Origin of the sequence: Actinomyces stomatis, from assembly GCF_031292835.1 — a bacterium.
GTDB classification, from domain to species: domain Bacteria; phylum Actinomycetota; class Actinomycetes; order Actinomycetales; family Actinomycetaceae; genus Actinomyces; species Actinomyces stomatis.
This window is the reverse complement of the sequence record NZ_JASPEP010000004.1, coordinates 51,324-65,510: the sequence shown is the minus strand read 5'-3', so window position 1 is coordinate 65,510 and position 14,187 is coordinate 51,324. Positions and strand designations below refer to the sequence as shown.

11 protein-coding genes are annotated in these 14,187 nt (G+C 69.4%); 4 read left to right on the top strand and 7 right to left on the bottom strand.

All coding sequences use genetic code 11. The features are described 5' to 3' along the window. Positions 1 to 13 precede the first annotated feature (13 nt). Positions 14 to 2,143 (bottom strand): ATP-dependent helicase, encoded by a 2,130-nt coding sequence (locus tag RIV12_RS03910; RefSeq protein WP_309322271.1) that lies wholly within the window; start codon positions 2,141 to 2,143, stop codon positions 14 to 16. A gap of 63 nt (positions 2,144 to 2,206) precedes the next feature. Continuing rightward, complete coding sequence (gene nudC / locus RIV12_RS03905) at positions 2,207 to 3,322, bottom strand: NAD(+) diphosphatase (RefSeq protein WP_309322268.1); 1,116 nt, start codon at positions 3,320 to 3,322, stop codon at positions 2,207 to 2,209. A gap of 309 nt (positions 3,323 to 3,631) precedes the next feature. Here nudC and RIV12_RS03900 point away from each other — a divergent pair, with 309 nt between their 5' ends. Both RIV12_RS03900 and RIV12_RS03895 read left to right on the top strand, forming a co-directional pair. Further along, entirely contained in the window at positions 3,632 to 4,864 is a 1,233-nt protein-coding gene (locus tag RIV12_RS03900) for a cysteine desulfurase family protein (protein WP_309322266.1), read from the top strand. 35 nt (positions 4,865 to 4,899) lie between these two features. Next, complete coding sequence (locus RIV12_RS03895) at positions 4,900 to 5,265, top strand: DUF5655 domain-containing protein (RefSeq protein WP_309322264.1); 366 nt, start codon at positions 4,900 to 4,902, stop codon at positions 5,263 to 5,265. Positions 5,266 to 5,327: 62 nt separating this feature from the next. Here the strand turns inward: RIV12_RS03895 and RIV12_RS03890 are convergent, their stop codons facing one another. After that, a complete protein-coding gene (locus RIV12_RS03890; RefSeq protein ID WP_309322262.1) occupies positions 5,328 to 5,624 on the bottom strand; it encodes a hypothetical protein in 297 nt (98 codons plus the stop codon). 402 nt (positions 5,625 to 6,026) lie between these two features. Here RIV12_RS03890 and mnmA point away from each other — a divergent pair, with 402 nt between their 5' ends. Then, a complete protein-coding gene (gene mnmA, locus RIV12_RS03885) occupies positions 6,027 to 7,148 on the top strand; it encodes a tRNA 2-thiouridine(34) synthase MnmA (protein WP_309322260.1) in 1,122 nt (373 codons plus the stop codon). A 140-nt stretch (positions 7,149 to 7,288) separates the two neighbouring features. Here the strand turns inward: mnmA and RIV12_RS03880 are convergent, their stop codons facing one another. From RIV12_RS03880 to RIV12_RS03865, 4 genes are all read right to left on the bottom strand, one after another. Beyond that, positions 7,289 to 8,110: a hypothetical protein gene (locus RIV12_RS03880; protein WP_309322258.1), complete on the bottom strand. Its 822-nt coding sequence runs from the start codon at positions 8,108 to 8,110 to the stop codon at positions 7,289 to 7,291. Then, a complete protein-coding gene (locus RIV12_RS03875) occupies positions 8,110 to 8,886 on the bottom strand; it encodes an ABC transporter ATP-binding protein (protein ID WP_009397884.1) in 777 nt (258 codons plus the stop codon). The genes RIV12_RS03880 and RIV12_RS03875 overlap by 1 nt, the downstream gene beginning before the upstream one ends. Beyond that, entirely contained in the window at positions 8,883 to 9,269 is a 387-nt protein-coding gene (locus RIV12_RS03870; RefSeq protein WP_009397883.1) for a GntR family transcriptional regulator, read from the bottom strand. Before RIV12_RS03870 ends, RIV12_RS03875 begins: the two co-directional genes overlap by 4 nt. 196 nt (positions 9,270 to 9,465) lie before the next feature. Next, positions 9,466 to 11,607: a DUF4132 domain-containing protein gene (locus tag RIV12_RS03865; RefSeq protein WP_309322255.1), complete on the bottom strand. Its 2,142-nt coding sequence runs from the start codon at positions 11,605 to 11,607 to the stop codon at positions 9,466 to 9,468. A 268-nt stretch (positions 11,608 to 11,875) separates the two neighbouring features. Here RIV12_RS03865 and RIV12_RS03860 point away from each other — a divergent pair, with 268 nt between their 5' ends. Beyond that, positions 11,876 to 14,182, top strand: coding sequence for a PQQ-binding-like beta-propeller repeat protein (locus RIV12_RS03860; protein WP_309322252.1), 2,307 nt, complete (start codon positions 11,876 to 11,878; stop codon positions 14,180 to 14,182). Positions 14,183 to 14,187: the final 5 nt, after the last annotated feature.

Here is a 14,187-nt window from a genome sequence, read left to right as displayed (position 1 = left end):
TGTCCTCCGCCGCTCAGTTCTCGGCCTCGAAGTCGCGCAGGAGGGCGAGGACCGGCCCGCCGTACTCCTGCAGCTTGGTGGCACCCACACCACGGATGAGGGAGAGCTGGGGCAGGGTGGTGGGCTTGACGACGGCGATGTCCCGCAGGGTGGCGTCGGCGAAGACCGTGTAGGCGGGCTTGGAGCGCTCCTTGGCCACGCCTGAGCGCCAGGCCCGCAGCTCCTCGAACAGGGCGATGGTGCGGGGGTCGTTACTGGCCTCGAAGTCGGCGGCGGACTGCCGGGAGCGTTCTTTGGCGCTCTGGCGGCCCTGGCGCCGGGAGGCGTCTCGGGTGCCGTGGCCGGTGGGCCACAGGCCGTCCAGGAAGCGGGAGGGCTTGCGTGCGGCCCGCCCTCCGGCGTTGCGTGCGCGCGCGTAGGAGATGATGAGGTGCTCGCGTGCGCGGGTGACGCCGACGTAGAGCAGACGCCGCTCCTCCTCGATGGCGGCCTGTCCCTCGGCCAGGGAGATCGGCAGCAGCCCCTCGCAGGCGCCGGCGAGGATGACGGCGTCCCACTCCAGGCCCTTGGCGGCGTGCAGGGAGGAGAGGGTGACTCCCTCGACGGTGGGGGCGTTCTGGGCGTCTGCGCGCTCACGCAGCTCGGTGTGGAAGGCGTCGAGGTCGGCGCCGCGGGTCTGGGCCATCTCATCGGCCAGGGCCACCAGGGCGTTGAGGGCGTCCCACCGCTCGCGCACGGCTCCGCGGGGTGCGGGAGGCTCCTCGCTCCAGCCCTCACGGGACAGGACGGTGCGCGCGTCCAGGCTGAGGTCGCCGGTCAGGGAGGCCTTCTCGGTACGGGCCGCCCCGAGGACGACGGCCATGGCGCGTTTGACCTCCTCACGCTCGAAGAAGCGCTCACCGCCGCGCACGAGGTAGCCGATCTGGGCACCTGCCAGGGCCTGTTCGAAGACCTCGGACTGGGAGTTGGTGCGGTACAGGATCGCGATCTCGCTCAGGGGGACCCCGGCGGCCTGCAGACGGCGCACCTGGGCGACGGCGCCCTCGGCCTCGGCGATGTCGTCGTCGTAGGTCTCGAAGCGCACGGCGGGGCCGCTGGGACGCTGGGCGACCAGCTCGACGGCGCCGGCGGGCAGGTGCAGACCGCCACCTCCGCGCCGCGAGCGGGAGAGGACCTGGTTGGCCAAGGAGACGACCTGCGGGGTGGAGCGGTAGTCGCGACTCAGGCGCACGGTGCGCGCGCCCTCGTAGCGGGTGGTGAAGCCGGTGAGGAACGCGGGTGTGGCGCCGGTGAAGGAGTAGATGGTCTGGGAGACGTCCCCGACGACGCACAGCTGGCGGCGCCGCCCCAGCCACAGGTCCAGCAGGCGCTGCTGGAGCGGGGAGACGTCCTGGTACTCGTCGACGACGAAGTGCTTGTACTGGCCGCGCACCTGGGCGGCGACGTCCTCGCGGTCCAGGAGGATCCCGATGGTCAGCAGGAGCACGTCCTCGAAGTCGATGACGCCGCGCTCGCTCTTGGCCTCCTCGTAAAGTGACAGGACCTGGGCGACCGTGGCCGCCTCCTGACCGGCCACGCCGGTGCGGCCGGCGGCGACGGCGGCCTGGGTGTAGTCCTCGGGCAGGGTCATGGTGACCTTGGCCCACTCGACCTCGGCGGCCAGGTCCCGCACGGTGGCCCGATCGGTGGGCAGGCCCAGGCGGCGGGCGGCGGCGCCGACCAGGGGGGCTTTGTGGGCCTGGATGTCGGGGCGGCGTCCACCGATGGCGGTGGGCCAGAAGTAGGTGAGCTGGCGCAGGGCGGCGGCGTGGAAGGTGCGGGCCTGGACGCCGGGGACGCCGAGGTCGGCCAGGCGCGAGCGCATCTCGCCGGCGGCGCGGGCGGTGAAGGTGACGGCCAGGACCTGGGTGGCCTGGTAGGCGCCGGTGGCCACGCCGTGGGCGATGCGATAGGTGATGGCCCGGGTCTTGCCGGTGCCGGCGCCGGCAAGGACGCACAGGGGTCCTTCGAGGTGCTCGGCGACCTCGCGCTGGTCGGGGTCGAGGGCCTCCAGGAGGCCGGCGGCATCCAGGGGGGCGCTGCGACGGCCGGGACCGGACGTGGGCGTGCCGGTCGGGGCGGGGCGTGCGGTGGTCGGGCTCATCGGGACCAGCCTGCCACGGGGCGGTGACAGGAATCGACGGCTGGTGGCCCGCGCCGGGCGGGGTCAGCTGACGATGGGGCCGCCGTACCAGTCCTCGATGAGGAGTCGGGCGATGGAGGTGGGGCCGGGCAGGAGGATGCTGCCGTCGTCGGCGGCCGCGGTGAGCTCGTCACGGGAGACGAGGCGGGCCTCGACGACCTCCTGGCCGTCGGGTCGGGGCCAGTCCTCACCGGGGGCCAGGCGGGCGCGACAGCCGAGCATGAGGGAGCGCGGGAAGGGCCAGGGCTGAGAGACGACGTACTCGACCTCGGCCACGCGCAGCCCGGTCTCCTCCCGCACCTCTCGGGCCACGGCGGCCTCGACGGACTCGCCGGCCTCGACGAAGCCGGCCACGACCGAGTAGCGCCGGGGAGCCCAGGTGGCACCGCGCACAAGAAGGAGGCGGTCGGAGGTGTCGGTGACCGTCATGATGACGGCCGGGTCGGTGCGTGGGAAGTGGACGGTGGCGCAGTCGCTGCACCGACGGGCCCAACCGGCCTCGATGATCTCGGTGCGTCCGCCGCAGCTCGGGCAGTAGGCGGAGCGGGCGTGCCAAGCGGCCAGGGCGGTGGCCGTGGTGGCCAGGCCGGCGTCGCGGGCCGTCATCTGGGCGCCCATGGCTCGCAGGGCGGAGAGCGGGTAGCGCTCCAGCAGGCGGCGCAGGTCGGGGTGGTCGACGGCGGTGCCCTCGGCGTCGGAGCCGGTGGCGGGCGGCTCGGGGGCGTCGGGCACCTCGAGGGCCTGGGGCACGACGACGGCGATCCAGCTCGGGCCGGCGGGGGCTGCGTCGTCGACGAGCTCGCGGCCCATATAGAGGACGGTCAGGTCGGGGCAGCAGGTGGGGGCTGAGGCTCCGAGGTAGCCGACGCGCAGGTCGGGCAGACCCCAGCCGCTACGGGTGCCGGGGCCCTCCCAGGCGGTGGCGCCGGGGCTGCCGATGAGGCTGGGTGGGGTGAGGCCGTCGTCGGGCAGGTCGGGGTGGATGGCCGGACCGGTCAAGGCGACACGGCCGCGGGCGTCGACCAGCAACAGGCGGGTCTCGGGGTCGGCGGCGAGGCGCTCCAGCAGCCCGGGCTCACTGCGTCGCTCGGCGTCGCGGTCAGTGGCGGAGCGGGACAGGGCGAGCTGGTCGGTGCGCATGGGGTCACTCTCCCACCCCCCGCTTCGAAGCGCACATGGGCGCGCCCATACCGATAGGAGATGAATATGGAACTCGGCATCCTCTGCGACGTCCACGACGCGGCCTGGGGCTCGGAGGCACGCGGGTGCGAGGCGAGGCCGGCGGGAACGTGTCCTTATGGGACGGCTTTGGCGACGAGCCGGTCGAGCGCCATTGGCATCTGTACAGGTCAGAGCGTTACGGGCCGGCTCCACATGCGAAAAGCGGTTTCAAAGTCGTCCCATGTGGACAAAGTCCGGCTCTTCTGAGCTGCCGTCTAGGCTGGGGGTGTGCGCACCTATCTCGATCACGCAGCCACCTCCCCGGTCCGCCCAGAGGTCGCCCGGCAGGTCGGCGAGGACCTGGCCAGTGGGCTCGGCGGCTGGGCGAATCCGAGTGCGCAGCACACCGCGGGCCGGCGAGTGGGGGCGCTGCTGGCACAGGCGCGTGCCCGCCTGGCGGGCGCTCTGGGCGTGGATGCGCACGAGGTGCTGCTGACCTCCGGCGGCACGGAGGCCGACGCCCTGATGGTCTCGGGCCGGGCGCGAGCGGTGCCGGGCGGGCGACTGGTGGTCTCTCCGATCGAGCACCCGGCGGTTCTGGACTCGGCGCGCACCGCCGTGGACCAGCTGGGGGCGGGGCTGAGCCTGCTGGAGGTCGACAGCGCCGGGCGGGTCGAGCTCGACTCTCTGGCCCGGGCGGTGGCGCCGGCAGCCGATACAGGCCACTCCCCCGCGTCCCTGGTCTCGGTCATGACGGCGAACAATGAGACCGGAGTGGTTCAGGACATGGCGGCGCTGGTGGCGCGCGTGCGCGAGGCGAGTGGCGCCGGGCGCCCCGGCGAGACCGGGTACGTGCCCGTCCACTCCGACGCGGTCGCGGCGCTGGGGAAGGTTCCCGTGGACTTCCATGGCTGGGGTCTGGATGCGATGAGCCTGACGGGGCACAAGCTGGGGGCGCCGGTGGGCGTGGGGGCCCTGGTGGTTCGCCGCGACCTGGCGTTGACGCCGGCCACGGGCGGGGGCCGTCAGGAGCGGGGGATCCGCTCGGGCACTCAGGACGTGGTGGCGGCCCGGGCGCTGGCGCTGGCGGTGGAGCTGGCGGTCGCCGAGCGGGAGGAGCAGGAGGCCCGGCTGGCGGTGCTGCGGCGTCGGATTCTGGAGGGTGCCGGGGCGCTTCCGGGCGTTCACGCCACGTTGCCGGAGGGTGCCGCTCATGTGGCCTCCACGGCACACCTGTGGTTCGAGGAGGCCGACTCCGAGGCGCTGCTCATGGCCCTGGACCTGGCGGGGATTGATGCGTCGGCGGGGTCGGCCTGCCACGCCGGGGTCACCCAGCCCAGTCACGTGCTCCTGGCGATGGGCTTTCAGGAGGGGCCGGCCCGCTCCACGCTGCGCTGCTCCCTTGGCCGGGAGACGAGCCCCGAGGACGTCGAGCGCCTGCTCGCCGCCCTGCCCGCCGCCCTGGAGGGAGCCAGACGAGCCTGGAAGGTGACGCACAAGGCGGCAGGGACACACTTGTAGCAGCCTCCAGTCCGACGAAAGGTGAGGAGAGCCGCATGCCAACCGCCTCGAACAAGATGATCGGCGACTTCAGCGGCAAGCCGGCATCGGCCGCCATGTACGCGGTGATCGAGTCCTACGTCGTGTCTCTTGGCGCCGTCACAAAGCACCTGACGGCCCAGGTGAGCTTCTCCGTCAACCGGAAGTTCCTGTGGGTCTGGGCCTATGAGAAGACGGGCGACGGCACCCTGTTCCTGAACGTGAGGCTCGACCGACCCGTGGAGGATCCGCACTTCCACCGCGTCGACCAGGTCAGTGCGAACAGGTGGAACCACCACGTCGTCGTCAAGACGATGGAGACCGCGCAGAGCGACTGGCTCCGGGACCTCATTCGCGCCGGCCACGAGTTCGCCGCCCGTTGATCAGTCCTCAACAGCAGCGCAATGGCGCCATACAGCCGACTAACTGTTCGCGGATCCGGGTCTCACACACGATCGACGAACTGGGCGGCGATCTCCCGAGGAACGGGGTCCCATTCTCGTACGTACCTGATGGCTCGCACACGCCCGTCTCTTCTCCCGGAGTCACGCAGACTCCGTACCTCGGCACGATCCAGCGGGCTCTCCGAGAGCATGCGATCGATCGACAGGCTGTAGGTCTGCCGGAAGAACATTCGTTCCTGCTCGCTCTTCGTCATCGGACGCTCTCGACCATCTGCTATCCGCCAGATCGCCAGCAGCATGGCGAAAATAACCAAGAAGGCCAACCACGTATCAGACATCGCAGCTCCTTTCGTGAACGATGAGGCATGAGCACACTGACACGGACTGCCACCCCTTTGTCGAGTCGAGCACGACGACCGGCATGATGCCGTTGTCCAGACGCCGCTGGAACATGCTCAGGCGCTGCCGTCGGCATGCTCGCCCACCACGCTGAGAACGCGCTTGTACTCCCCCGACGGAAAACGAAGAACGCCGAGCATCGGTGCTGATCGCGCACGGTCCGGGAGAGGCCATGGGCGCCGATGGAGTACTCATCAGGCATGACAGCTCCTTCCTCAGCGCTATCTATGCCGGGCACCACGAGGTCCCCTGGATTGTTCCGGTTGCCCCGTCGCGGTCAACCTGCGGTAGCCTGCCACGGCCTGTAGCAACGGCTACCCGCCTGCCTGAAGGAGACCCTCGTGCGCGTCCTTGCCGCCCTGTCCGGCGGAGTCGACTCCGCCGTGGCCGCGGCGCGCGCCGTCGACGCCGGTCACGAGGTCGTGGGCGTCCACATGGCCCTGACCCGCAACCGTGCCCAGACCCGTTCGGGCTCGCGCGGCTGCTGCTCCATCGAGGACTCCGCCGACGCCCGCTGGGCCGCCCAGATCCTGGGGATCCCCTTCTACGTGTGGGACCTGTCCGAGGAGTTCGAGGAGCGCGTCGTGGCCGACTTCCTCGACGAGTACCGCGCCGGTCGCACCCCCAACCCCTGCGTGCGCTGCAACGAGCGCGTCAAGTTCGACGCCCTGCTCGAGCGCGCCCTGGCCCTGGGATTCGATGCCGTCGCCACCGGCCACTACGCCCGCCTCACCGGCGGTGCCGCCTCCAGTCGCCCAGGCGAGACCACCGGCCTAACACTGCGCCGCGCCGCCGACGCAGCTAAAGACCAGTCCTACGTCCTGGCGGTCTCCGGCCGCGACGGCTTGTCCCGCGCCCTCTTCCCACTCGGTGACGCCCCCTCCAAGGCAGATGTACGCGCCGAAGCAGAGCGACGCGGCCTCCCGGTGGCCTCCAAGCCCGACTCCTACGACATCTGCTTCGTCGCCGACGGCGACACCCGCGGCTTCCTCACCCGCAGCCTCGGCGTTCACGAAGGCACCCTGGTCTCCCCCGACGGCGACGTCCTCGGCACCCACCAGGGCTACTTCGGTTTCACCGTCGGCCAGCGCAAAGGCCTGGGCCTGACCCGCCCGGCCCCCGACGGACGGCCCCGCTACGTCATCGAGACCCGGCCCTCCACCAACGAAGTCGTCGTCGGCCCCGAAGAACTGCTCAGCCGCAAGAGCGTCGACGGCAACAACCTCATCCTCCTGGCCGCCCCCCTCCCTCTCAACGACGGCGACCTCGGCTGGCAGGACGTGACCATCCAGGTGCGCGCCCACGGACGCCCCCTCCCCGCTGACGTTGCCGTCGATGTCGAGACCGGAACGCTGCGGGCCAAGTTGCACCACCCTTTGCGAGGCCTGGCGGCCGGCCAATCCGTCGTCGTCTACGGCGGCGACTCCGGTGACCAGGTACTGGCTCAGGCAACCGTGGCCTGAGCTGCGCGTCGCAGGACGGGGGCGCTCAGCCGACGATCCCCTGCCTGCCAGCACGAAGGAAAGGCGCGGCCGCACGACTGGTGCGCCGCCCCGGCATCAACAGAAGAACCGATGCCAGGCCGGCGCACCACGCCCCCGCCTCAGCGCAGGGAGGTGTGCTGCTCGATCGCGCGCACCGCCCACCAGGCCAGGACCACAGCCAGCACCGGCCCGACGACCACGGACCCGACACCGATCACCGACGGCTGGACGCCGGTTCGGAGCGCCTCAAGGAACTGCGGCCACATCATCTGGCTCGTGAAATCGCCGGTGGTGACATCCATGCTGAGCGGCACGAAGAGAACGGCAATCAGGGCGAGTACCTGATTGACCGCGTAGAGCAGGACGAGCCCGATCATGGGTGCCCCGAACCCGAGGTGGTTGAAACGGCCCTGCCCACCGATACTCATCACAGCACCGACCTCGATGACAAGCGAGAAGAGCCCGATGAGCACGATCAGGACGAACAAGGCCGTTTTGCCCGGTCCGGCCGTATCAATGGCCCAGAGCACCGGCTGGAGCACATCTTCGGTGGTGGACCCGATACTGTGGGCGAGAACGGCGCACCAGGCGATGAGACCACCCAGGCAGATCGCACCCTCGACCAGCACCACTACGCAGGCGTAAAGAGCCTTGGCCGCGAAGTGCACCCGTCCGCGAACCGGAACGGCCATGGTGAGGTAACCGCGCTGCCCGTACATGGACTGCCAGTAGTCGACGGCGACCTGAACCATGACGGCGACCGGTATCGCGATGATCACCGCCATGGACGCCAGCTGCATGAGGCCGGCCAGCGCCGGCACGTCGGCCAGCAGCCACCACAGGCCGAGGAACCCGAGCAGAACGAGGCAGCAGGTCCCTGTCACAGAGGCATTGCGCCCCACCTGGGTACGAGCCTCCTCGATGAAGAGCGTGCGAAGCATCAGCGGTACTCCTTCCGGAACAGGGCGTCCAGGCTCGTGGAATGGGTCTGACGCAGATCGTCGGCATCGCCGGCCAGGAGCAGGCGACCGTCCTTGAGGAAGACGACGGAGTCGACGATCGGCTCGACGTCGGCGATGAGGTGAGTGGAGATGAGCATGAGGGAATCCGATTCGAAGTCGCGCAGGACGCCGTCGAGGATGATCTCGCGGGCGGCCGGATCAACACCGGAGATGGGCTCGTCGAGCAGGTAGACCCGGGCGCGGCGACTCATCATCAGTGCAATGCGCAGCTTCTCCCCCATGCCCTTGCTCATCTCCTTGATGGAGCGCTCAGCGGGCAGAGCGAAGAAGTCGACCAGCCGGCGGGCCTTGGCGGCGTCGAAATCGGCGAAGAGCCGGGAGAACTGGGCGATCGCCCGAGGCGGGGTGAGGCTGGTGGCCAGGAAGTCGGCGTCGGGCAGGAAGGACACCAGCGCCTTGGACAGCGGCCCGGGGGCATGCCCGGCGATGCGCACCTGACCCTCGTAGTCGGCCAGGACGCCGGCGAGAATCTTCAGCAGAGTGGTTTTGCCGCAACCGTTGGCGCCCATGAGGCCGACGATGCGTCCGGCGGGCAGCGACAGGCTCAGATCGCGCAGGGCAGGACGCCCGCGATAGGTCTTGGTCAGGTGGCGCACGGTCACCAGGGGCGGGGCGCCATCCAGGGACGGAATGGTATTGAAGCGTGCATCGGAGCCTTGCACATCCGACGGCGCCGCCGTCAGCGAACTGCTCATGAGGGCTCTCCTGATTCGTCAGTGGTGGAAGCCGGCCACCGTTCGGCAAGGGTCTCGCCCGCTTGAGCGAGATCCATACCGATGGCGGTGACAGCGGCGATGAAGGTGTCCGTGGCGCCGACGGCGAGCTCACGTCGGACGGCGTCGAGCACCGCGGCATCAGCGGTGACGAAGCGCCCGGCAGTGCGCTCGGTAACGGTCAGGCCGCTGCGATCGAGCTCGGCGAGGGCGCGTTGGACGGTGTTGGGGTTGACCCCGGCCTGCGTGGCGAGATCGCGCACGCTGGGGATCCGGGTTCCGGCGGGCCAGATGCCGGTGACGATCCGCATGCGGAAATCATCGACCAGCTGGATCCAGATCGGACGGGAGTCGTCGAGATCCATGGCTCTCCTAGTGCTCGGGGACGGGAAGTGCTCATGAGCGCAGTACAGGCGGTCTCAGCAGACCGTCTGTATTACTGCACTAATACAGTGACACAAGGAGGGGTTGCCGTCAACCCGAACGGCCTCGAGCCCACACTCGGACTCGAGGCCGCAGCTCCTCGTCGGTCAGGGTCGACCACCCCTTCCCACCGAAGGCTCAGTCAGGAGGATCGACGATGGCGCGGTAGTCGGCGTAGCACTCGACAAGAAGCGCAGGCGGCACCTGCTCCAAGGGCACGACCCGACGACCATCGACCAGGCACAGGGGACCAGTGGTCACTACCTGGTCCTCGCTCCACACGTCCACCCCACTGAAATCGATGACGCTGCACAGACCGGCTACCGGGAAGTCCTTGAGGAACGTGCTGTACCAGTGGATGTTGGAGTCGGGCTCGTAGCCACGGGACTTGGCCCGTTTGCGCAGGTCACGGGCAATGACACGCCTTCCCGCCCCATCGTCGATGCCCCGCTGCCCCTTGTCTACCTTCGGGACCCGAGCAGAGAACTGGTAGAAGAGCGGAGCGACCTCGTAGTCGGCCAGGTGCTCCCGCCAGTCGGCCACTTCCGCCTCTGACAGCAGCGTCCCATGAGCCAGTCCGACCACGGCCTCCGAAGGCAGCTCCAGGACGGCGTCGTCAGCGCCCAGAAGCTGACCGTCCTCGGTGGGGCGGAAGGTCCAGGCCTGGGGCGCCTCGCCGCCGCCTTCCGGCTCATTGGCACTCCCACCCTCGTCCTGACGGCGGGCCACCCAGACCAGACGAGCCGCCAGGTGCCGGGCCAGCGGATGGTCGGCGAACAGCTCCCGCCACAGCGGAAACGGCCAGGAGCGCCCGACACACATGGCCTCATACAGACGCTGCCTCTGGACCTTGAGAACAGCGGCCACCTCCTTGCGCGCAAAGGTCAGGCGGCGCCTGGCCTGCGCCACGATCTCACTGTCCTCGCCCTTGCGGGCGGCGGGCAGACTCTTGCGCGCCCGTCCGTCGGAGTCCGTCAGGGCGATGGTCAGCTCAGGGGTCAGGCGCCCCAGGAACTCACGCTCGCCGTAGGACAGGTGCAGCAGGCCGTCATGTCCGAAACCGGCCGTGGGGACGCTGCGGTCACCGAGCTCAGCCTCGCTCCAGCCTCGCTCGGCGGCCACAGCCCGAGTGAGCAGGTTGGCGAAACCACGCACCTGCGGCAAGCGGTGCTGGGCTGCAGCCGAGACCATGACCTGCAGGGCCTCGGCGGACGGGTTCGCGGCGACGGCGGTCAGGACGGTCTCGGACTCGGCGCGCCATGTGGCGTGGCGGCTCAGGGCGCTCCTGGCGGCGGCGGCAAGACGCTCGCCCTCCATCCCGACGGCGAAGGCGAGCAGCCCCTTGTTCTTCAGGCTCTCCCCCTTGACGGCCTCACGGTTATGGGCGACCCAGGACTCGACGACGAAGGCACTCAGCTCACGGGCGTCCGCCGCATCGAGCAGGCTCAGGTAGAGCTCGATGGTGCCGGCCCCGTCGGGGGTCTTGAGCCTGTAGGCCTCGAGCACCCAGTGGCGCACGATGTCCGGGTCGAGCGGCGTCCCGTCGGCGAGCCTCACCTGGGGCAGAGCCTCGAAGGGGAACCAGTCCAGGGCCACCGGAGGGCGCTTCAGTCGCCGTTTGGGAGGTGTGAGGGCCTCCGCTGTGACGATGTCGGTGACGTCATCCCCGTAGACCTGCAACGTGCGCAGCAGGTTGGCCCGCGCGAGACGGTCCTTCTCCTGGGCGCGGGCGGCACGCAGTCGGGCGACGCCGTCGGGAATCATCAGACCGGCCAGCCAGGCCGCACCCACCCGGCGCACGTGCGCAATCGGACTCATCACCGCCTCAAGGGCCAGATCCCCGACCTCGGGGAGGCCTGAGAGAAGCTCCTGGGCCAGCATCCGGTTGAACTCGGAGCGCCCCACCGCGACCTGCGCCAGGGCCGGCACCATGTTCTGGGGAACGGCGGGGAAGTGGGCGAGCGCGCACAGCACTCGCGTCGCCGACGTGGAATCCTCCAGCAGGTCACGGGCCCTGGCCAGGTCCTGGGCCATCCACGGCCAACTGTCCTCGGACTCACAGGTCCACAGGGCCCAGCCCCAGGTGATCGTGCGCACCACCTCGGGCGGATGCCCCGCCCGGGCCAACGCGTCGGCGACGAGGCGCGGATCGGTGTCCCACGGCAGGCCCTCCTCCAGGCTGTGGCGGTGAGTACTTGTGCCGATGTCCCCGTCAGATATGTTCAGGGAGCGGCACAGGTCATCGAGCGCCGCAGCGCGAGCCTCAGGAAGAGGAATCATCGGGGGAACCACGACCGGTGAAGTGTCACCCGACTCCGCTCCTGCCTGTTCCACCTGCTTCACGACTTCCTGACTTGTGTCGTCGGACGGGTTCTGAGACCTGGGCGTGACCGGCATAGCCGTATTGTGCCGGCCCTCACGAGCACCGGATGCGGAAATGACGGAGCATTACTCCGGACATACGTCCTTCTAGACGAAGGTATATTCACCAGTTGATCGGTCATCTATTTCGCCTCTCGGCCGGACCGCTTCCTTCTACGCTACGGCCATGTCTCCGTCTCCTGACTCCTCCTCCCCCGAATTCTCTTCTCCCGAGATCCCCTCATCCACGACCCCGCCACCCACGGCACCACCCCAGGGCGCCCCGGTCTCCGCCTCAACACCATCACCTCAACGACGGCATCGGGCACGGCTCGGAATTCTCAGCGTCGTCGTCGTTCTGGTCCTGACACTCGGTGGTGGAGGGCTGTGGGCACTGACGCGCGGCTCCGACCCGCTCTCAATGGTCAAGGCCCCGATCCTCAAGGCTCAGCAGGACCTGTCCAACCTCGGCAAGGAGCCTGCAGCAGCACCCTTCGACGCGAGTGGCACGACGGCAATCACCAACAAGCAGCTGACGATCCTGCGGGTGATCGCCGATCACCGTGAGACGCTGGTGGCCCTGAGCGCGAGCTCATCGTCGTCCTACGCCGCCTGGCAGGTTCCTGTTCCTGACAACCTGGCGGGGCAGCACCTCAACTGTCGAATCAACGCCAAGACCTTCGACTGCGGTGACCAGATCAGCGTCAACCTGGCCTCGGGGATCAACGCCCCCGCCAAGCCGTCGACCGTCTCCGCCGCCTCCCCCACGACGCCCGCCTCAGCGGTTCCGGCCCAGCCGAGCGACAACAGCTCCGACGCGCCCGCCCAGACCGGGACTCCGAGTGCTCCCAGCGGCACGACCTCTGCGAACCCCGCGGCTCCCTCCGCCGCCTCGTCCTCCACTCCTGCCGCAACAGCGTCACCAGGTACGGCGACGTCGGCGCCGGCGCCCGCCTCGGTGCGGCTCGGCGATACCCCCAGCAGCGGAAAGCCCCTGTCGGTCAGCTCCGACGGCACCGTGAGTGTCAACCGGGACAAGGTCTCCGGCCTGAAGCTTGACGGCACCAAGCCGGTGTGGGCGACCCGAGTCGAGGCGTCCCGCAAGCTCGCCGGTGTCAGCCTGCCGATGAGCCGCGATATCTGGGTGGTCAGCGACGGCGTCACCGTGGCAGGTCTCGACGGCAGCAGCGTGCTGTGGTCGAGCAAGCTCCCCGAGGGCGTGGGCGCCCTCAACACGTTGGGTACCGAGGTGGTACCCCGCTGGCAGACGAGCAAGGGCGCCATCGTCATGGCCTACCCGGACTCGCTGCGCGCCCTCGACCCAGTCGATGGAAGCACGATCTGGCGGGTCTCCACCCCAGTGACCTCGTGGGCGGCCGGTGATGGTTACGTCGTGGTCTTCAACGGCTCGACGACCTCAGTCCTGGCCTTCGACTCCGGTTCGAGCTCGACCCGCTCCACGGCTCTGCCGACCTCGGCCCCAGTCTCCGCAGATGCTCCCGACCTGAAGGAGCTCAAGAACGCGGACCTCGACGTCCCGGGTATCTGCGCGGAGGCCTTCAGCCGAGGGGGTCGGGGGATGACGAGGGCCGACATAGTCGAGCAGGCCCCGGAAAAGACGAAAGTCACCTTCTCCGACGGCAAGGCCGCCGGCACCGCCAGAGGTAACGGCCTGGGGGGCGGCTCGTCGAACACGATCGCCATGAAGTCGACACAGCTGGGTCTGTTCGGCACCTCACCGGTGATGGTCGCCGTCCTGGACTGCAACGCCGACCTTCCCGACTACGGCTTCGATGTTCTTGTCGCCTACAACGCTGACAAGGAGATGGTCGGCTCCCTCATGATGGAGGGCAGCAACGAGATCGGCTACGTTCCCGCCCCGCACATGGAGAACCTGCGCGTTGTCGGCGGCACCGTCATCTTCGACGAGCCGCAGCTGCGGCTCTACGGTGACGAGTCCTGCCGGACCTGCGGCGGCAGCGCCTCAGCGACGGTCACCGCGCAATGGGACGGTCAGGCCCTGACGCTCGCCGACGTCGTCTACCACATTCCGGGCAGCCTGCCCATGAGCGGGGACCACCGGCGCCCGTCCCTGGCCGAGGTGCAGAAGGTCTATGACGCCCTCGCCTCGGGGCAGGACGACAAGGCGGCCGAGCACATCGATCCCACGATCCTGCCTTTCATGGATCAGCCCGCGGAGCGGGTACCGACAGGTGACACGATGCGCACCGCCTTCCTGCCCGAGGGAGGCAAGGTGGTCGCCTGCCTGCTGGCCGGCCCCAAGGACTCCTCAGGCGCCTCGGTCGCCAACTCCATGGACCTGGATCAGGGAACGATCATCTGCCCGATCGCCCTGGACGATCCGTCGAAGCCGTGGATGACGCCCAGGCCGAGTACGAACAACAGTGAGCAGAAGCAGTACGGGTCCTGGCTGCTGCTGAGCTCTGACATGGAACGCTTCCGAATCACCCACCTGCAGCACAAGGTCAACTGACGCCC